35 protein-coding genes are annotated in these 25,280 nt (G+C 67.9%); 1 reads left to right on the forward strand and 34 read right to left on the reverse strand.

Annotation, left to right across the window (positions count from 1 at the left end; genetic code table 11):
* Positions 1-30: 30 nt before the first annotated feature.
* From glmM to AC6CH0_RS01115, 17 genes are all read right to left on the reverse strand, one after another.
* Positions 31-1,395: a phosphoglucosamine mutase gene (gene glmM, locus AC6CH0_RS01035; protein ID WP_498097738.1), complete on the reverse strand. Its 1,365-nt coding sequence runs from the start codon at positions 1,393-1,395 to the stop codon at positions 31-33.
* Positions 1,396-1,418: 23 nt separating this feature from the next.
* On the reverse strand, positions 1,419-1,904 hold the full coding sequence (gene rpsI / locus AC6CH0_RS01040; RefSeq protein WP_022893845.1) for a 30S ribosomal protein S9: 486 nt from the start codon (positions 1,902-1,904) through the stop codon (positions 1,419-1,421).
* A gap of 43 nt (positions 1,905-1,947) precedes the next feature.
* Complete coding sequence (rplM, locus tag AC6CH0_RS01045; protein ID WP_498097740.1) at positions 1,948-2,394, reverse strand: 50S ribosomal protein L13; 447 nt, start codon at positions 2,392-2,394, stop codon at positions 1,948-1,950.
* 131 nt (positions 2,395-2,525) lie between these two features.
* A complete protein-coding gene (locus AC6CH0_RS01050; protein ID WP_498100978.1) occupies positions 2,526-3,464 on the reverse strand; it encodes a tRNA pseudouridine synthase A in 939 nt (312 codons plus the stop codon).
* Positions 3,465-3,607: 143 nt separating this feature from the next.
* Positions 3,608-4,645 (reverse strand): GNAT family N-acetyltransferase, encoded by a 1,038-nt coding sequence (locus tag AC6CH0_RS01055; RefSeq protein ID WP_498097742.1) that lies wholly within the window; start codon positions 4,643-4,645, stop codon positions 3,608-3,610.
* 87 nt (positions 4,646-4,732) lie between these two features.
* Entirely contained in the window at positions 4,733-5,260 is a 528-nt protein-coding gene (rplQ, locus tag AC6CH0_RS01060) for a 50S ribosomal protein L17 (protein ID WP_498097744.1), read from the reverse strand.
* 51 nt (positions 5,261-5,311) lie between these two features.
* Positions 5,312-6,298 carry a DNA-directed RNA polymerase subunit alpha gene (locus AC6CH0_RS01065; RefSeq protein WP_022893850.1) on the reverse strand — a complete coding sequence of 329 codons (987 nt, stop codon included), beginning with the start codon at positions 6,296-6,298 and terminating at the stop codon, positions 5,312-5,314.
* A 177-nt stretch (positions 6,299-6,475) separates the two neighbouring features.
* Entirely contained in the window at positions 6,476-6,874 is a 399-nt protein-coding gene (gene rpsK, locus AC6CH0_RS01070) for a 30S ribosomal protein S11 (protein ID WP_022889749.1), read from the reverse strand.
* A gap of 44 nt (positions 6,875-6,918) precedes the next feature.
* Complete coding sequence (rpsM, locus tag AC6CH0_RS01075; RefSeq protein WP_498097746.1) at positions 6,919-7,293, reverse strand: 30S ribosomal protein S13; 375 nt, start codon at positions 7,291-7,293, stop codon at positions 6,919-6,921.
* A gap of 160 nt (positions 7,294-7,453) precedes the next feature.
* Positions 7,454-7,570, reverse strand: a complete 117-nt coding sequence (gene rpmJ, locus AC6CH0_RS01080; protein WP_022893853.1) for a 50S ribosomal protein L36 — start codon at positions 7,568-7,570, stop codon at positions 7,454-7,456.
* A 63-nt stretch (positions 7,571-7,633) separates the two neighbouring features.
* Positions 7,634-7,855, reverse strand: a complete 222-nt coding sequence (infA, locus tag AC6CH0_RS01085; RefSeq protein ID WP_022893854.1) for a translation initiation factor IF-1 — start codon at positions 7,853-7,855, stop codon at positions 7,634-7,636.
* A 179-nt stretch (positions 7,856-8,034) separates the two neighbouring features.
* A complete protein-coding gene (locus AC6CH0_RS01090) occupies positions 8,035-9,186 on the reverse strand; it encodes a mannitol-1-phosphate 5-dehydrogenase (protein WP_498097748.1) in 1,152 nt (383 codons plus the stop codon).
* A complete protein-coding gene (locus AC6CH0_RS01095; protein WP_498097750.1) occupies positions 9,183-9,623 on the reverse strand; it encodes a PTS mannitol transporter subunit IIA in 441 nt (146 codons plus the stop codon). The genes AC6CH0_RS01090 and AC6CH0_RS01095 overlap by 4 nt, the downstream gene beginning before the upstream one ends.
* Before the next feature lie 30 nt (positions 9,624-9,653).
* On the reverse strand, positions 9,654-11,246 hold the full coding sequence (locus tag AC6CH0_RS01100) for a PTS mannitol transporter subunit IIBC (RefSeq protein ID WP_498097752.1): 1,593 nt from the start codon (positions 11,244-11,246) through the stop codon (positions 9,654-9,656).
* A 19-nt stretch (positions 11,247-11,265) separates the two neighbouring features.
* Positions 11,266-12,948, reverse strand: a complete 1,683-nt coding sequence (gene ptsP / locus AC6CH0_RS01105; RefSeq protein ID WP_498097754.1) for a phosphoenolpyruvate--protein phosphotransferase — start codon at positions 12,946-12,948, stop codon at positions 11,266-11,268.
* A gap of 42 nt (positions 12,949-12,990) precedes the next feature.
* A complete protein-coding gene (locus AC6CH0_RS01110; protein WP_498097756.1) occupies positions 12,991-13,257 on the reverse strand; it encodes an HPr family phosphocarrier protein in 267 nt (88 codons plus the stop codon).
* Positions 13,258-13,345: 88 nt separating this feature from the next.
* On the reverse strand, positions 13,346-13,657 hold the full coding sequence (locus AC6CH0_RS01115) for a PTS sugar transporter subunit IIB (protein ID WP_498097758.1): 312 nt from the start codon (positions 13,655-13,657) through the stop codon (positions 13,346-13,348).
* A gap of 225 nt (positions 13,658-13,882) precedes the next feature.
* Here AC6CH0_RS01115 and AC6CH0_RS01120 point away from each other — a divergent pair, with 225 nt between their 5' ends.
* Complete coding sequence (locus tag AC6CH0_RS01120; RefSeq protein ID WP_498097760.1) at positions 13,883-15,778, forward strand: BglG family transcription antiterminator; 1,896 nt, start codon at positions 13,883-13,885, stop codon at positions 15,776-15,778.
* Between the two features lie 43 nt (positions 15,779-15,821).
* Here the strand turns inward: AC6CH0_RS01120 and map are convergent, their stop codons facing one another.
* From map to rplV, 17 genes are all read right to left on the reverse strand, one after another.
* The gene (map, locus tag AC6CH0_RS01125) at positions 15,822-16,649 is read right to left on the reverse strand and encodes a type I methionyl aminopeptidase (protein WP_498097762.1); all 828 of its coding nucleotides are present in this window, start codon (positions 16,647-16,649) and stop codon (positions 15,822-15,824) included.
* A 9-nt stretch (positions 16,650-16,658) separates the two neighbouring features.
* A complete protein-coding gene (locus AC6CH0_RS01130; RefSeq protein WP_498097764.1) occupies positions 16,659-17,306 on the reverse strand; it encodes an adenylate kinase in 648 nt (215 codons plus the stop codon).
* Positions 17,303-18,625, reverse strand: coding sequence for a preprotein translocase subunit SecY (secY, locus tag AC6CH0_RS01135; protein ID WP_498097766.1), 1,323 nt, complete (start codon positions 18,623-18,625; stop codon positions 17,303-17,305). Before secY ends, AC6CH0_RS01130 begins: the two co-directional genes overlap by 4 nt.
* A gap of 114 nt (positions 18,626-18,739) precedes the next feature.
* Positions 18,740-19,420: a 50S ribosomal protein L15 gene (gene rplO / locus AC6CH0_RS01140; RefSeq protein ID WP_498097768.1), complete on the reverse strand. Its 681-nt coding sequence runs from the start codon at positions 19,418-19,420 to the stop codon at positions 18,740-18,742.
* Positions 19,420-19,605, reverse strand: a complete 186-nt coding sequence (rpmD, locus tag AC6CH0_RS01145) for a 50S ribosomal protein L30 (RefSeq protein ID WP_022893865.1) — start codon at positions 19,603-19,605, stop codon at positions 19,420-19,422. Before rpmD ends, rplO begins: the two co-directional genes overlap by 1 nt.
* Positions 19,605-20,315, reverse strand: a complete 711-nt coding sequence (gene rpsE / locus AC6CH0_RS01150; protein ID WP_498097770.1) for a 30S ribosomal protein S5 — start codon at positions 20,313-20,315, stop codon at positions 19,605-19,607. The genes rpmD and rpsE overlap by 1 nt, the downstream gene beginning before the upstream one ends.
* Entirely contained in the window at positions 20,312-20,671 is a 360-nt protein-coding gene (gene rplR / locus AC6CH0_RS01155; protein WP_022893867.1) for a 50S ribosomal protein L18, read from the reverse strand. Before rplR ends, rpsE begins: the two co-directional genes overlap by 4 nt.
* Positions 20,672-20,673: 2 nt before the next feature.
* Positions 20,674-21,210 (reverse strand): 50S ribosomal protein L6, encoded by a 537-nt coding sequence (gene rplF / locus AC6CH0_RS01160; RefSeq protein ID WP_498097772.1) that lies wholly within the window; start codon positions 21,208-21,210, stop codon positions 20,674-20,676.
* A gap of 4 nt (positions 21,211-21,214) precedes the next feature.
* A complete protein-coding gene (gene rpsH, locus AC6CH0_RS01165) occupies positions 21,215-21,613 on the reverse strand; it encodes a 30S ribosomal protein S8 (RefSeq protein WP_498097774.1) in 399 nt (132 codons plus the stop codon).
* A gap of 128 nt (positions 21,614-21,741) precedes the next feature.
* A complete protein-coding gene (gene rplE / locus AC6CH0_RS01170; RefSeq protein ID WP_498097776.1) occupies positions 21,742-22,329 on the reverse strand; it encodes a 50S ribosomal protein L5 in 588 nt (195 codons plus the stop codon).
* Positions 22,329-22,688 carry a 50S ribosomal protein L24 gene (gene rplX / locus AC6CH0_RS01175; RefSeq protein ID WP_498097778.1) on the reverse strand — a complete coding sequence of 120 codons (360 nt, stop codon included), beginning with the start codon at positions 22,686-22,688 and terminating at the stop codon, positions 22,329-22,331. Before rplX ends, rplE begins: the two co-directional genes overlap by 1 nt.
* A 3-nt stretch (positions 22,689-22,691) precedes the next feature.
* Entirely contained in the window at positions 22,692-23,060 is a 369-nt protein-coding gene (rplN, locus tag AC6CH0_RS01180) for a 50S ribosomal protein L14 (RefSeq protein WP_108595999.1), read from the reverse strand.
* Positions 23,061-23,092: 32 nt separating this feature from the next.
* The gene (gene rpsQ / locus AC6CH0_RS01185) at positions 23,093-23,407 is read right to left on the reverse strand and encodes a 30S ribosomal protein S17 (RefSeq protein ID WP_498097780.1); all 315 of its coding nucleotides are present in this window, start codon (positions 23,405-23,407) and stop codon (positions 23,093-23,095) included.
* Positions 23,408-23,409: 2 nt separating this feature from the next.
* On the reverse strand, positions 23,410-23,736 hold the full coding sequence (gene rpmC, locus AC6CH0_RS01190) for a 50S ribosomal protein L29 (protein WP_498097782.1): 327 nt from the start codon (positions 23,734-23,736) through the stop codon (positions 23,410-23,412).
* A complete protein-coding gene (gene rplP / locus AC6CH0_RS01195) occupies positions 23,736-24,155 on the reverse strand; it encodes a 50S ribosomal protein L16 (protein ID WP_498097784.1) in 420 nt (139 codons plus the stop codon). Before rplP ends, rpmC begins: the two co-directional genes overlap by 1 nt.
* Before the next feature lie 2 nt (positions 24,156-24,157).
* Positions 24,158-24,910 carry a 30S ribosomal protein S3 gene (gene rpsC, locus AC6CH0_RS01200; RefSeq protein ID WP_498097786.1) on the reverse strand — a complete coding sequence of 251 codons (753 nt, stop codon included), beginning with the start codon at positions 24,908-24,910 and terminating at the stop codon, positions 24,158-24,160.
* The gene (rplV, locus tag AC6CH0_RS01205) at positions 24,910-25,275 is read right to left on the reverse strand and encodes a 50S ribosomal protein L22 (RefSeq protein ID WP_022893877.1); all 366 of its coding nucleotides are present in this window, start codon (positions 25,273-25,275) and stop codon (positions 24,910-24,912) included. Before rplV ends, rpsC begins: the two co-directional genes overlap by 1 nt.
* Positions 25,276-25,280: the final 5 nt, after the last annotated feature.

Genomic DNA, 25,280 nt, shown 5'->3' on the forward strand with positions numbered 1-25,280 from the left:
GGCGCGAGCGCGAGCCAGTTGCGAGCCGGTTCAGGCGGAGCCGAGCCGCTCGCGAACCACGGCCGAAAGGGTCTCAGCGTGACGCTCGGCGACGTCTTGCTCGGCGGCCTCGACCATGACTCGAACCATCGGTTCGGTGCCGGAGGGGCGAAGCAGCACACGACCCGAATCGCCGAGCTCGGCCTCGACGGCCGCAACCGCATCGGCGATCACGGCATCATCGCCGAGTGCGTGATGATCGACGCCGCGCACGTTCACGAGCACCTGCGGATAGACCGTCATGACCGAGGCGAGCTCGGCGATGGTCTTGCCGGTGCGCGCCATCTCAGCCGCCAGGTGCAAGCCGGTCAGGACACCATCGCCGGTCGTCGCGAATTCGCTCATGATGACGTGGCCCGATTGCTCGCCGCCGAGCGCGAGCCCCTCAGCCGCGAGCGCCTCGAGCACGTAGCGGTCGCCGACCTTCGTCTCGATGACCCGAATGCCATGCTCGGCCATCGCTCGACGGAGTCCGAGGTTCGACATGACCGTCACGACGAGCGTGTCGTCGGTGAGCGTGCCGCGCTCCTTCATCGACACCGCGAGGATCGCCATGATGCGGTCGCCGTCGATGATGTTGCCGTCGGCATCGACGGCAAGGCAGCGATCGGCGTCGCCGTCGTGAGCGATGCCGAGATCGGCGTGGTGTTCGACCACCGCGGCCTGCAGCAGCTCGAGGTGCGTGGAGCCGACGCCGTCGTTGATGTTCATGCCGTCGGGGTCGGCCCCGATGACGACGACCTCTGCCCCGGCATCTTTGAACGTCTGGGGCGAGACGCCGGCTGCGGCGCCGTGCGCGCAGTCGAGGACGACTTTGAGGCCGTTCAGTCGATGGGGCAGGGTACCGAGCAGGTGTATGACGTAGCGGTCTTCGGCATCTGCGAAGCGCCGGATGCGACCGACGCCATCGCCCACCGGAGCCAGCTTCGGCCGGCCGAGGAAGGACTCGATGCGGTCTTCGACCTCGTCGGGCAGCTTGGTGCCGCCGAAGGAGAAGAACTTGATGCCGTTGTCGGGCGCGGGATTGTGCGACGCCGAGATCATCACGCCGAAGTCGGCGTGGATCGAGTCGATGAGGTACGCCGTCGCCGGGGTCGGGATGACGCCCGCGTCGAGCACGTCGACGCCCGAACTCGCGAGCCCTGCCGACACGGCGGCGGTGAGGAACTCGCCCGAGACGCGGGGGTCGCGCGCGACGACGGCGACCGGCCTGCGGCCGGCTGCGCGAAGTTCTTCGGCATGCCGGCCCTGCGTGAGCACAGCGGCAGCCGCCTGGGCGAGGCCCAGGGCCAGGTCAGCCGTGAGTTCACGGTTGGCCAGGCCCCGGACCCCGTCCGTTCCGAAAAGCCGAGGCATCTACGGAGAACCGGGCGCCGAAATCAGCGCTTGGAGAACTGAGGCGCCTTGCGGGCCTTCTTGAGACCGGCCTTCTTGCGCTCGATGACGCGGGCGTCACGCGTGAGGAAGCCCGACTTCTTGAGCGTCGCACGGTTGTTCTCGCGGTCGATCTCGTTCAGCGCGCGGGCGATGGCGAGGCGCAGTGCGCCGGCCTGGCCCGAGGGGCCGCCACCGGTGATCTTGGCGACGACATCGTACGAGCCGGTGAGCTCGAGCACGGTGAACGGGTCGGTGATGAGCTGCTGGTGCAGCTTGTTCGGGAAGTACGCCGCGAGCTCGCGCCCGTTGACGGTGATGCTGCCGGCACCGGGAACGAGGCGCGCGCGGGCGATGGCCTGCTTGCGACGGCCGACGGCGGCACCCGGCACGGTGAGCACGGGGCGGGGGGTGCTGGGAGCTGCCTCAGGGGTGCTCTCGGTCGTGTAGCTCTCGGGAGCCGCTTCGATCTGGTCTGCGATCTTCGCCATGGTGGTGTGAATCCTTATTTCGAGAACGTCGAGGGTGCCGGAATTACTGGGCGACCTGGGTGAGGGTGTACGGCTTCGGCTGCTGAGCCGAGTGCGGGTGCTCCGGTCCGGTGTAGACCTTCAGCTTCTTGAGCTGGGCCCGACCGAGCGAGTTCTTCGGGAGCATGCCGCGGATCGCCTTCTCGACGGCGCGGACGGGGTTCTTCTCGAGGAGCTCGGCGTAGCTGACGGCCGTGAGTCCGCCCGGGTAACCGGAGTGACGGTAGGCCTTCTTCTGCTCGAGCTTCTGGCCGGTGAGGGCCACCTTGTCGGCGTTGACGATGATGACGAAGTCACCGGTGTCGACGTGGTTCGCGAAGATCGCCTTGTGCTTGCCGCGCAGCAGGGCTGCTGAGTGGCTCGCGAGGCGACCGAGCACGATGTCGGTTGCGTCGATGACGACCCAGTCGCGCTGGATGTCGGACGGCTTGGGAGTGAAAGTGCGCGTCACGGAAGTGCTGCTTTCTGTTCGAGTGAGGGGTTCGTGAATCCCACTCCGGTGGGTGTTCGCCCGCGATGCGTTCGAACGCCCTGGTGGAGGGCTCAACTTCGGATGCCGCCGCAGAGGACGACACCAAGGGGCTACTCTAGCAGAGTTTGCCGGCCGGGGTCGCCGCCGGCTGCATCCATCGCCTCTGCGCGCTCGTCCGTGACGCCGTGGATGCGCAGTTCGCGGCGCGCCCGGGTGAGGGCGGCCCGGGTTTCGAGTTCGTCGTCGGCGGGATACCCCACCTCGGTGAGCACGAGGCCCTTGGCGGCCATGACCATGAACTCGCTCGTGCGCTCTCGAGCTCGAAGCAAGCGTGCGGGCGCCTCGACATCGAGTCGCCCCTCGCCCACCGCGACGGCCGCCCCGATCAGGGCGCGCACCATCGAATGGCAGAACGCGTCGGCCTGCAGTGACGCCACGAGCACACCGTCGGCGTCCCGAGCCCAGCGGTACGACTGCAGGGTTCGAATCGTCGTCGCGCCGACACGCGGCTTGCAGAACGCCGCGAAGTCATGAAGCCCGACGAGCAGGTCGACGGCCGTCGTCATCGCGTCGACATCGAGCGACCTCGGCACGACCAGCGTGCGGTGCCGCTCGAGCGGGTCGCGTCGAGCGGATGCGTCGGCGACCCGGTACTCGTATCGCCGCCACAGCGCCGAGAACCGCGCGTCGAATCCGGCCGGGGCATGGTCGATGCGATGCACGACGACGTCGGAGCCGGCGCCGAGGATCCCGGTCAGTCGCCGCGAGAGCACCCCGGCATCATCCGTCGCCTGGGCGGGATGCCCTCGGCGCGGCCGGGTCACGGCCCGCAGCGCGTCGGCGGGAACGTCGAGATGCGCGACCTGCCCGCTCGCGTGCACGCCCGCGTCGGTTCTCCCGGCGACCGTGAGGCGTGGGGCGACTCCCGTGCGCCGGAACAGCGTCGCGAGCGCGTCTTCGAGCACGCCCTGCACCGTGCGCCGCCCGGGTTGCCGACTCCAGCCGTTGAAGCCGGAGCCGTCGTAGGCGACCGCGAGCCGGAGTCGCACGAACGACGCATCGATCGCCGCAACGCCGGCCGCGCCCCCGTCGTTCACCTCGCCCGAGGCATCCGCATGTTCGATCACCGAACCAGCCTATGGTTTCCCTCGCCACGTCGCCGTCTCGCGTACCCGCGGATGCGGGCGGAGCATCATGCTTCGATCGTGTAGCTCGTCTCGCTGGTCGCCGCCCCGAATCCCATTCGCTCGTACAGGGCGAACGCGCCCGTCGGGCTTGCGGCGTCGACCTCGAGCGTCGCGTACTCGAGCCCGGCTGCTGCGGCGGCCTCGAGATGAGCCGCGAGGAGCGCCTTCGCGATGCCGCGCCCGCGCTGACCGCGCACGACACCGACGAGCGGGATGTGCGCACTCGAGAACCCCTGCCCCGCCCAATCGTCTTCGTTCACCTCGGCGAGCACGAACCCGACGATCCGATCGCTCACCTCGTCGACCGCGACGACCGAGAGGTCGGCGCGGAAGACTGCGCTCGAGATGACGGCGTGCCATTGCTCCTCCGAGGTCGGCTGGCTGCCCCAGTGGTCTCGGAACGCGTCGTTGCGGGCCTCCCTCACTTCACCTGCCCTCGCCGCCTGGAGCGCTTCGATGCGAATGCCGTCCCCGACGCGAACGTCGTCGATCGGCGCGACGAGACGGCGGCGCAGGCCGGCGAAGTACCGGGCGGCCGTGAAGCCCGCCGACGTGTACAAGGGGCCGGCCCCAACGGCACGGTCGTCTGAATAGACCATGATCCAACCGGGGAGCGGCAGTTCGGATGACGCGAGCTGCTGCTCCCCGCGGGCGCGCTGCCACGCGAGGAGTACTCGACCGATGCCCCGTCTGCGCAGCTCGGGATGCACTCCGCCCGCGAGGATCGTACGCACGAGCGTGTCCCGCACCGGCGGCTGATAGACGACGCCCCACGCCACCGCTCGCCCGTCGACGTCGACGCCCACGATCGAGTCCCGCTCGCGATCGACGAACGACATGCCGAGGTCGTCGGCGAGTTCCTCGCGGGGGACGGTGTACTCGGGATGGTCGACGACGGCCATCGCGCGTTCGAGATCGGCGATCAGAGCGAGATCTTCCTCGTCGACGGGACGCCACGATGCCACGTCGGGGTGCGCGAGCTTCGGCAGCACCTTCGGTGCCGTGATGCGGTCGCGGAGCGGCGGCAGGTTCACTTCGGTCACCGCTCAAGCGTAGACGGCGGCGTTGCCGGCACGGCGAAGGGCCCCAGTGCGTGTGCACCAGGGCCCTTCGTGAACGCGGGTCGTGACCTACTTGGCCTCTGCAGCCTCGGCCTCGTCGGCGGTCGCCTCGTCAGCGGTCGTCTCGGCATCAGCCTGCGCCTCGGGGACCTCGACGGTCTCCTCGGCCTCGGCCGGGGCCTCCTCGGCGACGGGCGCCTCGGCGGCGGCCGGCTTCGCGGCGCGCTTCTTCGGGGTCACGGGCTCGAGCACGAGCTCGATGACCGCCATGGGCGCGTTGTCGCCCTTGCGGTTGCCGATCTTCGTGATGCGGGTGTAGCCGCCCTCACGGTCGGCGACCTGCGGGGCGATGACCGTGAACAGCTCGTGCACGACGGTCTTGTCGCCGATGACGCCGAGCACGCGACGGCGGGCGTGCAGGTCGCCGCGCTTGCCGAACGTCACGAGACGCTCGGCGAGCGGACGCAGGCGCTTGGCCTTCGTCTCGGTGGTGGTGATGCGCTTGTGGGTGAACAGCGCAGCAGCGAGGTTCGCGAGCATCAACCGCTCGTGGGCGGGGCCGCCTCCGAGGCGGGGGCCCTTCGTGGGCTTCGGCATGGTTCGTTCTCTCCAGTAGGTGGGGGGTGGTGGGCGACCGCGAGGGTCTGCCTAGTTCTCGTCGTCGAAGCCCGTGTAGAAGTGGGCGCCGTCGAATCCGGGGACCGAGTCCTTCAGCGACAGGCCCATTTCGGTGAGCTTGTCCTTGACCTCATCCACCGACTTCTGACCGAAGTTGCGGATGTTCATGAGCTGCGACTCCGACAGGGCGACGAGCTCGGACACCGTGTTGATGCCCTCACGCTTCAGGCAGTTGTAGCTGCGCACCGAGAGGTCGAGGTCTTCGATCGGGATCGAGAGCTCGCTCGAAAGCACGGCGTCGACCGGCGCGGGGCCGATCTCGATGCCCTCAGCCGCGGTGTTCAGCTCGCGGGCGAGGCCGAACAGCTCGGTGAGCGTGCGACCCGCCGAGGCGATCGCGTCGCGCGGCGTGATGGCGGGCTTCGACTCGACGTCGACCACGAGGCGGTCGAAGTCGGTGCGCTCGCCGGCACGTGTGGCCTCGACGCGGTAGGTGACCTTCAGCACCGGCGAGTAGATCGAGTCGACCGGAATCTGCCCGGCCTCCGAGTACTCGTTGCGGTTCTGGCTGGCCGAGACGTAGCCGCGGCCGCGCTCGATCGTGAGCTCGAGCTCGAACTTCGCCGAGTCGTTGAGCGTCGCGATCACGAGCTCGGGGTTGTGCACCTCGACGCCGGCCGGAGCCGAGATGTCGGCGGCGGTGACCTCACCGGCGCCCTGCTTGCGCAGGTAGGCGGTGATCGGCTCGTCGTGCTCGCTGGAGACGACCAGGTTCTTGATGTTGAGGATGATCTCGGTGACATCCTCCTTCACGCCCGGAACGGTCGAGAACTCGTGGAGCACGCCGTCGATGCGGATGCTCGTCACGGCTGCGCCGGGGATCGAGGAGAGGAGGGTGCGACGGAGCGAGTTGCCCAGGGTGTAACCGAAGCCCGGCTCGAGGGGCTCGATCACGAAACGCGAACGGAACTCCGAGATGTTCTCTTCGGTGAGCGTCGGGCGCTGTGCGATCAGCACTGTTGATTCCTTTCGGCAGGGTGTCCGCTATATGACACCTGCGAGTACGAGGATCTTGAGTTGTGTGAGAGAACGTGTCGCCGGCCGAGTAGGCCCGTCAGGGCCGTATCGAACCCTGCGGATGCCGCGGGGCCTTCGATACGGGCGCAGAGCGCCCTACTCGACCAGCAGGGTGAATCAGACGCGGCGACGCTTCGGGGGGCGGCATCCGTTGTGCGCCTGGGGCGTCACGTCGTTGATGCTGCCGACCTCGAGGCCTGCGGCCTGAAGCGAGCGGATCGCGGTCTCGCGGCCCGAGCCGGGGCCCTTGACGAAGACGTCGACCTTCTTCATGCCGTGCTCCTGCGCCTGGCGGGCGGCCGACTCTGCGGCCAGCTGCGCGGCGAACGGGGTCGACTTGCGCGAGCCCTTGAAGCCGACGCCGCCGGAGGACGCCCAGCTGATCACGGCACCGTTGGTGTCGGTGATCGAGACGATCGTGTTGTTGAACGTCGACTTGATGTGGGCCTGGCCCACGGCGATGTTCTTCTTTTCCTTCTTGCGCGGCTTGCGAGTAGCCGCCTTGGGTGCTGCCATGATTTCTCCTGAATCCTAGAGGCGCTGGATCACCGGGCCGAGGCCTAGCGAGCCTTCTTCTTGCCGGCCACGGTGCGCTTCGGGCCCTTGCGGGTACGAGCGTTTGTCTTGGTGCGCTGTCCTCGGACCGGGAGACCGCGACGGTGGCGGATGCCCTCGTAGGAGCCGATCTCGACCTTGCGGCGGATGTCGGCGGCCACCTCACGGCGGAGGTCACCCTCAACCTTGAAGTTGGCCTCGATGTAGTCGCGAAGGGCGACGAGCTGCTCGTCGCTGAGGTCCTTCACGCGGATGTTTCCGTCGATGTCGGTGTCGGCGAGTGCGGTGAGCGCTCGCGTACGGCCGACGCCGTAGATGTAAGTCAGTGCGATCTCCACGCGCTTCTCGCGCGGGATGTCGACTCCTGCCAGACGTGCCATGTGTGGCTTCTCCTGTTTCGAAGTGGAGGTGTGGAGCAGCACCGGTGCTCGGGCCTCCGACCCGAGGTGTCCCCGCGACATCCGTCGGATGCTGCGGTTCTGGTACTGCCGTGCTGTTCAGTTGTGGGAAGCGGGGCGCAGTGGCTCCGCCATCTGGTGACTAGCCCTGGCGCTGCTTGTGGCGCGGGTTCGACTTGCAGATGACCATCACGTTGCCGTGGCGGCGAATCACCTTGCAGTGATCGCAGATGGGCTTGACGCTGGGGTTGACCTTCACGATTGTTCCTTGGTTTCGCTGTCTTCGTACCCGCGAGATGTCGCGGGCCGTTACTTTCCAGCCCTACTTGTAGCGGTAGACGATGCGGCCGCGCGTCAGGTCGTATGGGCTCAGCTCCACGATCACGCGGTCTCCGGGGAGAATGCGGATGTAGTGCTGGCGCATCTTTCCCGAAATGTGCGCGAGGACCTTGTGCCCGTTCGTGAGTTCCACCCGGAACATCGCGTTCGGAAGGGCCTCGGTGACCGAGCCTTCAATCTCGATGACGCCGTCTTTCTTGGCCATAGCCTCACTATCGCTTGGAGTTGGGGATGCTGGTCGTGCGATGGTGTTCGAGCTGCGCTGGATCGCTTCGAAGCACGCCGTCAGGCATGCCGAAGCAGGCGTGTAGAACACCAAGGGTCAACTATAGGTGATTCCGACCCGCTTCGCCAGTTGGGCCACGGATGCCGCGCGGCGGCGCCTCACGGGAGCGGTTGCGCCTCACGGAACACGCCGACGATCGCGGGCTCGAGTGGATGCCCCGCCTCGATGCCCGTCACCTCGTGCGCGAGCTCCGCGGCGTCGCGCGCCCGCAGCATCGACTGCAGTTCGACACTCTCAGGGTCGGCTGGGGCATCGAAGCGCAGGGCCGCTCCGACCGCGGCGAGGAGACCGTCGACGGAGCCGCCGCGCTCGGCGAGCTCCGCCGCCGGACCGATGAACCGCTCGTGCCGGCCGAGCTTGCGCAGCGGCTGACGTCCGACCCGCTCGACGGTGTCGGGCAGCTCCGAATTGCGGAAGCGTTCGAGGATGGCCGTTCGGTACTCCGCCTGCTGGGTCGCACTGAAACCGTGCTTGTCGACGATGAGCGCGGACGTCTCGACGAGCACGCGTTCGACCGCGGCGGCGACCGCGTCGTCGGCGAGCGCGTCGGCGATGCGCTCCTGCCCTGCGAGGAACCCGAAGTACGCCGTGGCGGCGTGACCGGTGTTCACCGTGAAGAGCTTGCGCTCGATGTACGGCGCGAGGTCTGCGACGAAATGAGCACCCGGAATCTCGGGCGCGACCGCGCCGAACGGCGCACGTTCGATGGCCCACTCGAAGAAGGTCTCGACGGTGACGTCGAGCCCGGCATCGGGTGCCTGCGCCGGCACGATGCGGTCGACCGCGGTGTTCGCGAACACCGCACGTGCCTCGAGCGTCGGCCACTCCGACTCGGAGACGAGAGCAGCCATCTCGTAGCGCAGCACGTCGGTCGCATTGATCGCGTTCTCGCAGGCCATGATCGCGAGCGGCGCCGCCTCCACGGTTCGCACCCGCAGCGCGGTCACGAGATGCGGGGCGATGAAGCGCAGAACGTTCGGACCGACCGCGGTGGTGGCCAGGTCGGCGGTCGCGAGTTCGGCGGTGAGCGCTGCGGCATCCGTGGCACTGTTCACGGTGCGGTACCCGTCGACGACCCGATCGCGGGCGCCGGTACCGACCTCGTGCACGGTATAGCGATCGGATGCCGCGAGCGCATCGATGAGCGCGGCGTTCACGTCGGCGAAGACGAGCTCGTAGCCCGCTTCGTGCAGGAGGAGACCCACGAACCCGCGCCCGATGTTGCCGGCGCCGAAGTGCACCGCCTTCACGAGTCGTTGACCTCGGAGAGCAGCACGAAGATCTCCTCGGCCGAAGCGGCGTCGATGAGGGCCTGAACTGCATCGTCGTCGGAGAAGATGATCGCGATCTTCGAGAGGATCTCGAGGTGCTCGTTGTCGAGCCCTGCGATGCCCACGACGAAGCGCACGGGTTCGCCGCCCCAATCGAGCGGTTCGTCGTACCGCACGAACGAGAGCGCGGAGCGCAGGATCGCGTCCTTGCCCTCGTTCGTGCCGTGCGGGATGGCCAGGAAGTTCCCCATGTAGGTCGAGACGGATGCCTCCCGCTCCAGCATCGAGTCGAGGTAGTCGGGTCGCACGGCGCCGGCGTCGACGAGGATGCGTCCGGCGTCGCGGATCGCCTCGTCTCGCTCGGCGGCCCGAGGTACCAGCCGGACGTTCCCGGGAGAGAGGATCTGATCGGTCATGGGCCGTTCCTTTCTGTCAGCGAAGGCCTTTCAGCGAACGCCTTCGGACTGCAGCAGGTGCACGATCTCGTCGTACTTCGGCGAGTTCATGAAGTTGTCGACCGAGATGTGCAGGGCGCTCGGCGACTGCAGGCGAGCACGGTCGGTGAGGTCCTGGTGGGTGATGACGAGGTCGACGTCGTCGGTGAGGTTCGCGATCGCGCGGTTGGTGACGTCGACGCTGTCGATGCCGGCCTTCTTCACCTTGTTGCGCAGCACGGTCGCACCCATCGCGCTCGAGCCCATGCCGGCGTCGCACGCGAAGATGATCGTACGAATGGGCTTCCGCTCGAACGCGGCGGCCTCTCCCTCGACGAGCAGCGCTCCTCCTGCGGCGGCGCCTTCCGAGGCGAGGCTGCCGAGCACGGTCGAGGACTTGCCCTTGTTCGCCTCGGTCTGCGCGATGGCGGCGCTGAGGTCGCCGGCGTTCGCGTTCTCGAGATCGCGCTTGCGGCCCGCCCGGAGGATCACCGAGGCGACGAGGAAGGAGACCGTCGCCGCGAGTACGACCGACAGGATCACGCCGACGTAACTGTCACTGGCGGTTTGGATGAGCACGGCGATGATGCTGCCCGGCGCCGCCGGTGCCCGAAGGCCGCTGCCGAAGAGCGCGTTCGTCGCGACGCCCGTCATGCCGCCGAGGATCGCCGCCGCGATGAGGGCGGGCTTCATCAGCACGTACGGGAAGTAGATCTCGTGGATGCCGCCGAAGAACTGGATGACGATCGCGCCCGGCGCGCTCGCGCGCGCCGCGCCGACACCGAAGAAGGTGAAGGCGAGCAGGATGCCGAGGCCGGGTCCGGGGTTCGCCTCGACGAGGAACAGGATCGACTTGCCCGTCTCGAGCGCCTGCTCGGTGCCGATCGGGGTGAAGACGCCGTGGTTGATGGCGTTGTTCAGGAACAGGATCTTCGCCGGTTCGACGACGATGCTGAGCAGCGGCAGCAGCGACAGCGCCACGAGCCAGTCGACGATGGCGCCGAGCGCCTGGCTGATCCAGGCGACTGCCGGCCCGAAGCCGAAGAAGCCCGCGATCGCGAGGAGCATGCCGAGGATGCCGGCCGAGAAGTTGTTGACCAGCATCTCGAAGCCGGCCTTGATCTTCTGGTCCCAGATGGAGTCGACCTTCTTCATGATCCAGGCCGCGAGCGGGCCCATGATCATGGCGCCGAGGAACATCGGGATGTTCGTGCCGACGATGACGCCGACCGTCGCGATCGAGGCGACCACGCCGCCTCGTTCGCCGTACACCATGCGGCCGCCGGTATTGGCGATGAGCAACGGGAGCAGGTAGGTGATCATCGGCCCGACGAGCCCGACGTACTGCTGGAATGTCGCACCGTCTTCGGTCTGCGCGAGCGCGGTCATGGCACCCGGCCAGCCGATCGCCTCGGCGTCTCCGAAGCCGCCGAGGATGCCGTTCGGCCACCAGCCGGTGGCGATGAACAGTGCGGTGATGAACCCCCACGCGATGAATGCCGCGATGTTCGGCATGATCATGCCGCTCAGGAAGGTCCCGAACTTCTGGACGGCGACGCGGGCTCCCCCAGGCCGCTTCGCGTCGGTGTGCGACGTCGTTGTCATGATGGCGCCTCTCTCGAGTTCACGACGCGGTCTCCCGCGCCGGGGTGATGTCGGTGGCGGCGGCGTCTGCCGCCGCTCGGGCTTCGGCCGCTCCCTCAGCGGCCAAGGCTGCCTGTGCGAGCGCTTTCGCGTCGCTCAGGCTGTACCGCGCGAGGGAGGCGCGGACATCTGCAAGTGCCGATGGTGACATCGACAGGCTCGTGGCACCGAGGCCCACGAGCACGACGGCGAGCAGCGGGTCGGCGGCGGCCTCGCCGCAGATGCCGACGGGCTTGCCGAGTTCGGCACCGGCCGCACCGACCTCCGCGATGAGGCGGAGCACGGCGGGGTGCCAGGGATTCTGCAACGCGGCGACGGTGCCGAGCAGGCGATCGGCGGCCATCGTGTACTGCGTCAGATCGTTCGTGCCGATCGAGGCGAAGTCCGTCACGGCGAGCACCCGACCGGCGATGAGTGCCGCTGAGGGCGTCTCGACCATCACTCCGGCGACCTTGACGCCGAGTTCCTTGGCGAGCGAGGTGAAGTACCGCGTCTCCTCCACGGTCGAGACCATGGGCGCCATGACCCAGAGCTCGGCGTCGGTGGCGGCGTCCGCTGCGGCGAGCGCGGTGAGCTGCTCGCGCAGGATCGCCTCCGAGCGACGCAACGCGCGGATGCCGCGGAGTCCGAGGGCCGGGTTCTCCTCTGGCGAGTCGTTCAGGAATGAGAGCGGTTTGTCGGCTCCGGCATCGAGCACCCGCACGACGACTTTCCGGCCGCCGAACGCTGTGAGCAGCCGCGTGTACTGCGCCTGCTGTTCGCGCACGCTCGGCGCGGTGTCGGCGTCGAGGAACAGGAACTCGGTACGGAAGAGTCCTACCCCCTCCGCTCCCAGCCGAATCGCCTCTGCTGCGCCGTCGGCCGAGCCGAGGTTCGCGAGCAGCGGCACCGGGGTGCCGTCGGCGAGGGCGCCCGGAGTGAGCGGCGCGGCCGCCTGCGCGGCGCGTTCCGCGATGGTCGCCTTCGCCGCCGAGACGTCCTCAGCGCTCGGATCCGAGACGACGACACCCCGTGCAGCATCGACGACGACGGTGTCGCCGTCGGCGAGGCTCGCGGCATCCGCCGCCCCGACCACCGCGACGATGGACTTCTCGCGGGCGAGGATCGCCGTGTGCGACGTCGGGCCGCCGTCGACGGTCACGAGTCCGAGCACCGTGTCGAGGTCGAGCGTCGCCGTGTCGGCCGGTGCGAGGTCGCGGGCGACGAGGATGAACGGGTGACCCGGGTCGGGCACGCCCGGCGCGGGCAGCTTCAGCAGGTGCGCGATGACTCGCTGCGAGATGTCATCGAGGTCGGTTGCGCGCTCGGCCATGTATCCGCCCATGCCGGCGAGCAGGTCGCGATACGAAGCGAACGCCTCGAACACCGCACGTTCTGCGGTCGCGCCGGTTGCCAGTCGCGTCGTGACCGCCTCGATGAGACTCGGGTCCTCGGCCATCATCGCCTGCGCCTCGAGCACGTCCTGGGCGGCGCCCCCGGCCCTGGTGCCACGAGCGGCGAGCTCCGCGGCCACGACCGACAGCGAGGCCCTCGCCCGTTCGCCTTCGCGTTCGGGGTCGAGGTGACTCGGCCGGTCGACCGGCTCCGGCAGACGCTCCGCCATGCGCACGACCGGCCCGACGGCCACTCCCTGGCCGATGCCCGTACCCGTGATCTCCATCATTCGCCTCTCCGAATCGGATCGAATGGAGACGGATGCCCCGCCCTACCCGTCGTGGTCGGTGCTGAGCAGCTCGATGAGCTGATCGAGCACGGCGCGCTCATCGCCGCCCTCGACGACGAGAGTGACCTCGTCGCCGTGGTCGATGCCCTGCGAGATGACCCCGAGGATGCTCGCCGCGTTGACGGGCGAGCCGCCGGACTTGCTGAGCATGACGGTGGCGCCTGATGCTGCGACGGCTTGCGTGAAGAGCTTGGCCGGCCGCGCGTGCAGCCCGTGCGTCGATCCGATTCGAACTGTCTGTTCCTGCATGTGTCCGGCCTCCGTCGCGAGTGTCCGTTCCCTCGTTCACCATAGCCGTCCGCCACGGGCGAGGGAGCGGCGGGCACCCTGCGGCGGTTCATGATCGAGCCCCTGCCACGGCGAGGGCGAGGTCGAGCAGCGCGTCTCCGTCGGCCGCTGTGGCCGCGTCGGGGGGCAGCAGCGCAAGGGCGACGGATGCTGCGGCGGCACGCTCGCGCACGGAGTCGAGACGATCGCCGAGGTGGGCGCCCACGAGCAGCACGTCGGCGGCCTCGAGCGCGGCATCCAGTTGGGACTCGCCGGTCGCGCGCACTTCCACGCTGAGCCCGCGGGCGTCGGCGGCGCGGCGGATCCGCACGGCCACGAACGTGCTCGACGCTCCGGCGCCGCAGGCCACGAGAATGCGCACCCGGTGCCTCCTTGCTCCGCCGCTCGCGGTCTCCGTTGATCGTCACACCCGCAGTCGACGCTGCGATCACTCGATTCTCCGCCCGCGGCCCCTCCCCGTTCCAGCACATTCCCTTCCGCTCCCCCGGAAACTCCTCTCGACGGCGGCACGGTCGCCGTCCACGGGTGGTTGACTGTGTCCACCGCCCGCCGCCGAGTGGCTCGGGCTCGAACGCGGGAGGCGTCTGTGGCCGAGAAGTGGGAACGGCTGGTCGAGGTGCTCGCCGAGCACGACGGCTGGACGACCGCTGCCGAGCTCGCCGCCCGTCTCGATGTGACGCCCCGCACCGTTCGCAGTCACGTCGCCCAGGCGAACGACGGGACGATCGTCGTGGCATCCGGACCGCTCGGCTACCGACTCGACCGAGTGGCGCTGGCCTCGCGCGTCCCCCGGACACGAGGGACCTCCCCGGCGGCGCGCGCTGCCCGCATCATCCGCGCGCTTTCGAACGCCGACACCGGCATCGACGTCTACGAGTCGGCCGCCGCACTGCATGTGAGCGAATCGACGATCGAGGCGGACCTCGGGCGCATCCGGGCACGACTCGCGGGCACCGGGCTCTCACTCTCGCGTCGCGGACCCCGCGTGAGCCTCGAGGGCCCGGAGTCCGCGACTCGCCGGTTGCTCGGAGCGTTGTTCCGTGAAGAGGCTGCCCGGGGCATGCACGGGGCAGCCGAGCTCCGTGACGCGTTCCCCGCCCTTCCGGCGTTCCGCGACGCCCTCGTCGCCGACCTCGAGGCAGCGGGATACGCCCCCAACGCGTATGCGCTCGATGACGTGCTCCTGCACATCGCGATCGCGATCGATCGCGTCGGGCACGATCATCCGCTCGATGCCGACGACGCGCCTCCAGCGCCCGATCAACCGGCCGATCGCGTCGAGCTCGCACGGTTGCTCGACGGCGTCATCCGCGCGCAATTCGGCACCGCCGTCGGCGAGGCGGAACTCGGCCACCTCACCAGGCTGCTCGGCACGCGCGCCGCGACGCGGACGACGGCCAGAACTGACGCCACTGCACCCGATGCCTCCTCGTCGAGATCCGCGCTGGTGCGCGCCATCGTCGGCCGGGCGGCTGACGAATACCTCGTCGAGCTCGACGACGAGGAGTTCATCGAGCGGCTCGCGTTGCACGTCGACAACCTCGTCGCTCGCTCGACCGAGCATCGTCCGTCACGCAATCCACTCACCGGCACGATCAAGGCCGCCTACCCGCTCATCTACGATCTCTCGGTCTACATCGCCCACGAACTGGCCCTCGCTGAAGACGTCCTCATCGACGACGACGAGATCGCGTACATCGCGATGCACGTCGGCGCCTATCTCGACCGTCGGCGGGTGTCGGCCGAGCGGGTGCGGGCCGTCGTCGTCGCCCCGGCGTACCACGATGTGCATCTCGCCCTCGCCGAGCGCATCGGGGAGGCGTTCGTCGACGAACTCGAACTCGTCGGACTCGTCGGCCATTCCGATGTCGACTGGGCGACCCTGCCCGCCGAGCTCGTCATCTCGGTGCTCGATTCCCCCGTTCCCGTCGAGCACTTCGTACGGGTTGCGGTGTTTCCGACCGAGGCCGATCTCGAGCGCATCCGCGCCGAGGCCGCCCGGATCAGGCGCGCACGGCGTCGCGCGCGACTCGCCGTTGCCCTGGCGCAGTACATCGCGCCGGAGCTCTTCGTGCGGGGACTCCGCGGTCATGATCCCGAGTCGGTCATCCGGCTGCTCGGTGATCGCATGATCGCCGCCGGCGTCATCGATCACGCCTATATCGAGGGCGCGCTCGAGCGGGAGCGACTCTCCTCGACCGCGTTCACCGAACATCTCGCCGTGCCGCACGCGATGACGATGTCCGCCACCCGCACGGCCATCGCCATCGCCATCGACGAGGCGCCGATGGACTGGTCGGGTGCCCGCGTGAACGTCGTGGCGCTCATCGCCTTCTCGGAAGACGGCCGCGCGCAGTTCCAAGACGTGTTCGACCAGTTCGTCGAAGCCTTCTCGGACCGTGCGAACGTCGATCGACTCGTGCGCGGATCCACGGACTACGCCGGGCTTCTCGCCGAACTCGCCCGACTCATGGAGCCGTGACGCCGCGCGAGACCGCCCGGAGTTTCGGCAGCGCGCTCCCCCGCTAGGCGATCGCCGTCGGGCGCACGCCGTACGGCGCAAGACCCGCGGCTCCCCCGTCGGGCGCGGTGAGTACCCAGACACCACCCGCGTGCACTGCGACCGAGTGCTCCCAGTGCGCGGCATCCGCACCGTCGGCGGTCGTCACCGTCCAGTCATCGTCGCGCGTGAACGTCTCGATTGCTCCCGCCACGATCATCGGCTCGATCGCGACGACCAGACCGGGCTTGACGGCCGGTCCACGGCGGTCGACCCGGTAGTTGAACACCGGCGGCTCCTCATGCATCGAGCGCCCGATGCCGTGACCGACGTAGTCGGTCAGGATGCCGTAGTCGCCTTCTGCGCGCACGAAATCCTCCATGGCGGCGCCGACCTCGTTGAGGTGCGTCGCTCGGGCGAGCGCGGCGATGCCGACCCAGAGCGCCTGCTCGGTGACGCGATTGAGCTCGTCGCGCGAGGAGACGACATCGGGCCGCGCCCCGTCGGGCAGCACGACCGTGAACGCCGAATCGCCGTTCCAGCCGCCGACTTCGGCTCCGCCGTCGACCGAGACGATGTCGCCCGCTCGGAAGGGTCGATCGCCGGGGATGCCGTGCACGACGTCGTCATCGACCGAAACGCACAGGGTATGCCGGTACCCGGGCACGAGTTGGAAGTTCGGCCGACCGCCGGCGGCACGGATCACGCGCTCAGCGGCCGCGTCGAGTTCGAGCGGCGTCGCCCCGGGGGCCAGCAGTCTCCGCGCCTCGTCGAGCGCGGCTGCGGTCACGCGACCGGCCGCCTGCATGGAACGCAGCTCAGCCGGCGACTTGTAGATCGAACGTCGGAACACCCGGGTGGCTCAGGCTGCAGGGCCGGGATGACGCGGAGCCAGCCCCCGTGACGCGAGCGCCTGGAAGATGCGCTGCGTCACCTCGGCGAGCGTGCCGACACCGTCGATGCGCACGACGACGCCCCGCTCGCGGTACACGTCGAGGATCGGCGCCGTCTCGCGCTCGTAGATCGCGAGACGGTTGGCGATCACCTCTTCGGTGTCATCGGTGCGGCCCTGGTCGGCTGCTCGCTGCTGCAGCCGGGCGATGCTCTCGGCACGCGGCACCGCCAGCTCGATGACGGCGTCGACCGACTCGCCGCGACGCTCGAGGAAGGCGTCGAGGTCGTCGACCTGACCTCGGTTGCGCGGGTAGCCGTCGAGCAGGAAACCGCCAGCGGCATCGGGCTGCGCGAGTCGGTCACGCACGAGTTCACTGGTGAGCTCGTCGGGAACGAGGTCGCCCGCCTCGATGATCGCCTGCACTCGCTTGCCGAGTTCAGTGCCCCCTGCCACGTTCGCCCGGAAGATGTCACCGGTGGCGACCTGCGGCACTCCGAACGCCTCGGCGACGAGCACGCCCTGCGTTCCCTTGCCGGATCCCTGGGGCCCGACGATCAGGAAGCGAGCGGACACGTGCGCGGAGTCCGCGCCGTCGTGAGCCTCACCACGGGTCATCGGAGGAGTCCTTCGTAGTGTCGCTGCTGGAGCTGGGCGTCGATCTGCTTCACCGTCTCGAGGCCGACGCCGACGATGATCAGGATCGAGGCTCCACCGAACGGGAAGTTCTGGTCGGCGCCGATCCAGGCGAAGGCGATGAGCGGGATCAGGGCCACGAGGCCGAGATACAGCGAACCGGGGAGGGTGATGCGCGTCAGCACGTAGTCGAGGTACTCGGCGGTCGGACGCCCGGCACGGATGCCGGGGATGAACCCGCCGTACTTCTTCATGTTCTCGGAGACCTCGTCGGGGTTGAACGTGATCGCGACGTAGAAGTACGTGAAGCCGACGATGAGCAGGAAGTACATCAGCATGTACAGCGGGTGGCTGCCCTGCGTCAGGTAGTTCGTGATCCAGGTGACCCACGGCTGCGGCGTCTCGCCGGCCGCCGGGGTGTTGAACTGCGCGATGAGGGCCGGCAGGTAGAGCAGCGACGAGGCGAAGATGACCGGCACGACGCCCGCCATGTTGACCTTGATCGGGATGTAGGTGTTGTTGCCGCCGTATGTGCGGCGGCCGACCATCCGTTTGGCGTACTGCACCGGGATGCGCCGTTGCGACTGCTCGACGTAGACCACGGCGACCACGACCAGGAGGCCGATGGCCAGGACGATCGCGAACACGTCCCAGCCGCGGGAGATGCCGATCGACCACAGCGAACCGGGGAACGTCGCGGCGATCGAGGTGAAGATCAGGAGCGACATGCCGTTGCCGATGCCGCGCTCGGTGATGAGCTCGCCCATCCACATGATGAGGCCGGTACCGGCGGTCATCGTGACGACCATGAGGAGGATCGCGTACCAGGCGTCGTTCGAGATCAACTGCGAGCACTCGGGCGCGCCGGACGGGAACAGTGCGCCGGAACGGGCGACCGTGATCAGCGTGGTCGACTGGAGCACGCCGAGCGCGATCGTGAGGTACCGCGTGTACTGGGTGAGGCGGCCCTGGCCGGCCTGGCCCTCTTTGTACAGGGTCTCGAAGTGAGGGATGACGACGCGAAGCAGCTGCACGATGATCGACGCGGTGATGTAGGGCATGATGCCCAGCGCGAAGATCGACAGCTGCAGGAGCGCACCGCCCGAGAACAGGTTGACGAGGTCGTAGAGCCCCGCGGCGCCGGCCTGGTTCGCGGCGAGACACGCCTGTACGTTCCCGAAGTCCACGAAGGGCGCGGGAATGAACGAGCCGAGCCGGAACAGGGCGACGATGCCCAGCGTGAACCCGAGCTTGCGGCGAAGATCCGGCGTGCGGAAGATCCGCCCGATGGCGTTGAACACTCGTCCTCCTGTTGCTCCGTGTGGAGTCAGTCCATATGCGGCTCGAGCCAGTCGAGACCCCCGTGAATCATACGCGAGGTCCCGACTGGCTCGGGCGTTCAGTGCTGTTTCGGTCTACTTGACCGAGCCGCCGGCGGCGACGATCTTCTGCTCGGCCGAGCCGGAGACCTTGTCGACCGCGACGTTGAGCTTCACCTGGATGTCGCCGTTGCCGAGCACCTTGACGCGCTCGTTCTTGCGAACGGCGCCCTTGTCGACGAGGTCGGCGATGGTGACATCGCCGCCCTTCGGGTACAGCTCGGCGAGCTTCTCCAGGTTGACCACCTGGTACTCGACGCGGAACGGGTTCTTGAACCCGCGCAGCTTCGGCGCACGCATGTGGTACGGGAGCTGGCCACCCTCGAACCCGGGACGGATGTTGTTCCGCGCCTTCGAGCCCTTGGTACCGCGACCAGCCGTCTTGCCCTTCGAACCCTCACCGCGTCCGACGCGGGTCTTGTCCTTCTTGGCACCGGGAGCCGGGCGGAGGTGGTGAACCTTCAGCACCTGCTCGCGCTTCTCGGCGACGTCCTTGGCGGCGGCCGCCTTGGTGGACGCTGCCTTCGCGGGCGCCTTCTTCGCCGGGGCCTTCGCTGCATCGGCCGAATCGGCCTTCTTCGCAGCGGCGGCCTTGGCAGGGGCCTTCTTCTCGGCCGCCTTGGGGGCGGCCTTCGCGGTGGCGGGCTTGTCGGCCGTCTTCTTCGCAGGGGCCTTCTTGGGGGCCTCGGCGGCGACGTCCTTCTTGTCGTCAGCCATTAGTCAATCTCCTCAACCTTCACGAGGTGCGCGACGGTGTTCACGTAGCCGCGGTTCTGCGGCGTGTCCTCGCGAATGACCGAGGCACCGATGCGCTTGAGTCCGAGGCTGCGCAGCGTGTCGCGCTGGTACTGCTTCTCGCTCACCTTGGACTTGATCTGGGTCACCTTCAACTGCTTGGCCATCAGGCACCTGCCTTTGCTGCTGCGGCGGCCTCGGCCGCCTGGGACTCGGCACGCAGCAGACGGGCCGGAGCGACCTCGTCGTAGGGAAGGCCACGACGGGCGGCGACCGCGCGCGGCTCTTCGAGCTGCGAGAGGGCTGCGACCGTGGCGTGCACGATGTTGATGGTGTTCGACGAACCGAGCGACTTGCTCAGCACGTCGTGGATGCCGGCGCACTCGAGCACCGCGCGCACCGGGCCACCGGCGATAACACCGGTACCCGCGGATGCGGGACGCAACAGGACGACACCGGCTGCGGCCTCACCCTGCACGGGGTGCGGGATGGTCGCTCCGACGCGGGGGACGCGGAAGAAGTTCTTCTTCGCCTCCTCGACGCCCTTCGAGATCGCGGTCGGGACCTCGCGCGCCTTGCCGTAGCCGACGCCGACGAGTCCGTTGCCATCGCCCACGACGACGAGCGCCGTGAAGCTGAAGCGGCGGCCGCCCTTGACGACCTTCGACACGCGGTTGATGGTCACGACGCGCTCGAGGAACTGGCTCTTCTCGGCGTCACGGCCACCGCGGTCGCGGCCACCCTGGTTGCGGTCGCGACCGCCGCCACGGCGGTTGTCGCGCTCGTTGCGGGCCGGCTCCGAAGCTGCGGCCGTCTCGACGGGTGCCTCGACGATCGCCTCGGTCACCTCGGTCTCCTTCGTAGTGTTCTCACTCACAGGTTGAGCCCTGCCTCTCGCGCTCCATCGGCGATCGCTGCGACGCGACCGGCGTACTTGTTGCCGCCGCGATCGAAGACGACGGACTCGACGCCCGCCTGCTTCGCGCGCTCGGCGACGAGCTCGCCGACCTTCTTGGCCTTGGCGGTCTTGTCACCGTCGAATGCGCGGAGGTCGGCTTCCATCGTGGACGCCGATGCCAGCGTGCGGCCGGCGGCGTCGTCGACGACCTGCACGAACACGTGCCGTGCCGAACGGGTGACAACGAGGCGCGGACGCAGCTCGGTGCCGACGACCTTCTTGCGAAGGCGGGTGTGGCGGCGCGAACGCGCAGCCGTCTTGGTCTTCACAGCCATGATTACTTACCTGACTTTCCGGCCTTGCGACGCACGACCTCGCCGGCGTAGCGGATGCCCTTGCCCTTGTAGGGCTCGGGCTTCTTGATCTTGCGGATGTTCGCGGCGGTCTCGCCGACGGCCTGCTTGTCGATGCCGGCGACCGTGATCTTGTTGTTGCCCTCGACGGTCAGCGTGATGCCGGCCGGTGCCTCGACGACGACCGGGTGCGAGAAGCCGAGGGCGAGCTCGAGCGAGCCGCCCTTCTGCGCGACGCGATAGCCGGTGCCGACGATCTCGAGTGCCTTGGTGTACCCCTGGGTCACGCCGATGATCTGGTTGGCGATGAGGGTACGCGTCAGGCCGTGCAGCGAGCGCGAGTTGCGCTCGTCGTCGGGACGCGTGACGAGAACCTGGTTCTCTTCGAGCTTGACCTCGATCGGGGCGGCGACGGTGAGCGCGAGCTCGCCCTTCGGGCCCTTCACGGAGACGGCCTGGCCGTCGATCTTGACGTCGACGCCCGCGGGGATGTCGATGGGAAGTCGTCCGATTCGTGACATGGAACTACCACACGTAGGCGAGGACTTCTCCGCCTACGCCCTTCTTCTCGGCCTGGCGGTCGGTGAGCAGACCGCTGGAGGTGGACAGGATGGCAACGCCGAGGCCGCCGAGCACCTTGGGGAGCTCCGTCGACTTCGCGTAGACGCGAAGGCCGGGCTTGGAGACGCGCTTGATGCCAGCGATCGAACGCTCGCGGTTGGGGCCGAACTTGAGCTGCAGCGTGAGCGTCGTGCCCACGCGCGCATCGGTCACCTCGAAGCCGGCGATGTAGCCCTCCTTCTTCAAGATCTCGGCGATGTGCGCCTTGAGCTTGGAGTTGGGCATCGACACGGAGTCGTGGTGTGCGGAGTTCGCGTTCCGCAGACGGGTCAGCATGTCAGCGACCGGGTCGGTCATCGTCATGACGAGTATTTCCTCACGTTCACCAGGTTTCAGCGCCCGTTACGCGAGCGGTGACCTGTGGTGTCGGCCCCCGCGGATGCGGGGAACCGGTACGGATGCTGCGAGCGCGAGCCCGCAGCATCCGTGGTTCAGTTGGCGGACTCGGCGGCCTTGAAGGGGAAGCCGAGCTGCTTGAGCAGCGCGCGACCCTCTTCATCGGTCTTGGCGGTGGTCACCACAGTGATGTCCATGCCGCGGACGCGGTCGATCTTGTCCTGGTCGATCTCGTGGAACACGGACTGCTCCGTGAGACCGAAGGTGTAGTTGCCGGTGCCGTCGAACTGCTTCTCCGACAGGCCGCGGAAGTCGCGGATACGGGGCAGTGCGAGCGAGAGCAGACGGTCGAGGAACTCCCACATGCGGTCGCCGCGAAGCGTCACGTGGGCACCGATCGGCTGACCCTCGCGCAGCTTGAACTGCGCGATGGACTTGCGAGCCTTGGTGACCTGCGGCTTCTGGCCGGTGATCTTGGTGAGGTCTGCAACCGCACCGTCGATGACCTTGCCATCGCGCGCGGCCTCGCCGACGCCCATGTTCACGACGATCTTCACGAGACCCGGCACCTGGTGCACGTTGGTGTAGCCATGCTCCTCGAGGAGGTTCTTCGAGATCTCGTCGCGGTACTTGGTCTTCAGTCGCGGCTGGATTTTGCCAGCCTGCGTAGCCGTATCGGTCATTACAGGTCCTTACCTGACTTCTTGGCGTAGCGGACGCGGACGGTCTTCTCGACGCCGTCCTTCGTCACGGTCTCGTTGCGGAACCCGACGCGGGTCGGCTTCTTCGACTCGGGGTCGACGAGCGCGACGTTCGACACGTGGATCGGGGCCTCGTGGGTCTCGATGCCGCCGGTCTTCGAGCCGCGCTGCGTCTGGCCGACGCGAACGTGCTTCGTCACGAAGTTGATGCCTTCGACGACGACGCGGTTCTGGGCGACGAGCACCTCGATGACCTTGCCCTGCTTGCCGCGATCTCCGCCGCGAGCCTGGCTGCGGCCGGAGATGACCTGCACGAGGTCACCCTTCTTGATGTTGGCCATGACTTAGATAACCTCCGGTGCCAGCGAGATGATCTTCATGAACTTCTTGTCGCGAAGCTCGCGACCGACCGGTCCGAAGATTCGGGTGCCGCGGGGGTCACCGTCGTTCTTCAGGATCACTGCGGCGTTCTCGTCGAACTTGATGTACGAGCCGTCTGCACGACGGGTCTCTTTGACGGTGCGGACGATGACGGCCTTGACCACATCGCCCTTCTTCACGTTGCCGCCGGGGATCGCGTCCTTGACGGTCGCGACGATGGTGTCACCGAGGCCGGCGTACCGGCGCTTCGAGCCACCGAGCACGCGGATCGTGAGCAGCTCCTTGGCGCCGGTGTTGTCGGCGACCTTGACTCGTGATTCCTGCTGAAGCACTTTGAACTCCTTCTTTCAAGTAAGCGCGAGGCTTACTTGGCCTTCTCGACGATCTCGACGAGGCGCCAGCGCTTCGTGGCGGAGAGGGGACGGGTCTCGCTGATCACGACGAGGTCGCCGATACCGGCGGTGTTGGTCTCGTCGTGCGCCTTGACCTTCGAGGTACGGCGCAGAACCTTGCCGTACAGCGGGTGCTTCACGCGGTCTTCGACCTCGACGACGATGGTCTTGTCCATCTTGTCGCTGACGACGTAGCCACGACGAACCTTGCGGTAACCGCGGACGAGTTCGGCCGCGGTGTCGACCTCGGCAGCAGCCGCAGCCGTGGCCTTCTTGGTCTCAGCCATGTTCAGGCCTCCTTCGTCTCTGCCTCGGCAGCAGCATCCGTGGATGCTTCTGCCTTGGCCTTCTTGGTCTTCTTCTCGGCCTTGACCGGAAGCTCGACCGGCGCGGGCGTGGCCCGGATGCCGAGTTCGCGTTCGCGGATGACCGTGTAGATGCGCGCGATGTCGCGCTTGACCGCCCGGAGGCGGCCGTGGCTCTCGAGCTGACCGGTGGCCGACTGGAAGCGCAGGTTGAACAGCTCTTCCTTGGCCTTCTTCAGCTCATCGACGAGTCGCTCGTCTTCAAAGGTGTCGAGCTCGGTGGGGCTGAGCTCTTTGGTGCCGACGGCCATTATGCGTCGCCCTCCTCGCGCTTGATGATGCGTGCCTTGAGGGGCAGCTTGTGGATGGCACGGGTCATGGCCTCACGAGCGAGTTCCTCGGAGACGCCGGAGACCTCGAAGAGGACTCGACCCGGCTTGACGTTCGCGACCCACCACTCGGGCGAACCCTTACCGGAACCCATGCGGGTCTCGGCGGGCTTCTTCGTGAGGGGACGGTCGGGGTAGATGTTGATCCACACCTTGCCGCCGCGCTTGATGTGACGGGTCATCGCGATACGAGCGGACTCGATCTGACGGTTCGTCACGTACGCGGGGGTCAACGCCTGGATACCGTACTCACCGAAGGAAACCTTGGTGCCGCCGGTGGCGTGGCCCGAACGGCCGGGGTGGTGCTGCTTGCGGAACTTGACTCGACGGGGAATCAACATGGTTATGCCTCAACTCCTGCTGCCACCGGCTCCTGCGCCTTGGGCGCACGACGGGGACGGTCACTGCGCTCGGGGCGCGACGACTTCTGGTTGGCCTGCTCGCGGGCGAGCTCCTTGTTGGTGATGTCGCCCTTGTAGATCCAGACCTTCACACCGATGCGGCCGAAGGTGGTCTTCGCCTCGTAGAAGCCGTAGTCGATGTTCGCGCGGAGCGTGTGCAGGGGCACCCGGCCTTCGCGGTAGAACTCCGAACGGCTCATCTCGGCGCCGCCGAGGCGGCCGGAGACCTGGATGCGGACACCCTTGGCGCCGGCGCGCTGAGCACCCTGCAGGCCCTTGCGCATCGCGCGGCGGAACGCCACACGAGCGGAGAGCTGCTCGGCGATGCCCTGAGCGACGAGCTGAGCGTCGGCCTCGGGGTTCTTCACCTCGAGGATGTTCAGCTGGATCTGCTTGCCGCTGAGCTTCTCGAGGTCCGAGCGGATGCGCTCGGCCTCGGCTCCGCGGCGGCCGATCACGATGCCGGGACGTGCCGTGTGGATGTCCACGCGGACACGGTCGCGGGTGCGCTCGATCTCGATGCGGGAGACGCCAGCACGATCGAGCGACGTCTTCAGCAGACGACGGATCTTGATGTCTTCTGCAAGGTAGTCGGCGTAGCGCTGACCGGGCTTCGTCGAGTCGGAGAACCACCGCGACACATGGTCGGTGGTGATGCCGAGACGGAAGCCGTACGGGTTGACCTTCTGACCCATTACTTCGTACCCTCCTCGGGCGTGGCGAGCACGACAGTGATGTGGCTCGTTCGCTTGTTGATTCGGAAGGCACGACCCTGGGCACGCGGCTGGAATCGCTTGAGGGTGGTGCCCTCATCGACGAATGCGCTGCTGATGTAGAGGTCCTGCTCGTCCAGATAGGTGTTCGAGGCATCGGCCTTGACGCGAGCGTTCGCGATGGCTGAGGCAACGAGCTTGTACACCGGCTCGCTCGCACCCTGGGGTGCGAACTTCAGGATGGCGAGTGCCTCCTGAGCCTGCTTACCGCGGATCATGTTGACGACGCGGCGGGCCTTCATGGGGGTCACGCGGATGTGTCGCACGCGTGCGATCGACTCCACCATTTCTT

It is taken from the genome of Agromyces sp. GQ35, assembly GCF_059758475.1.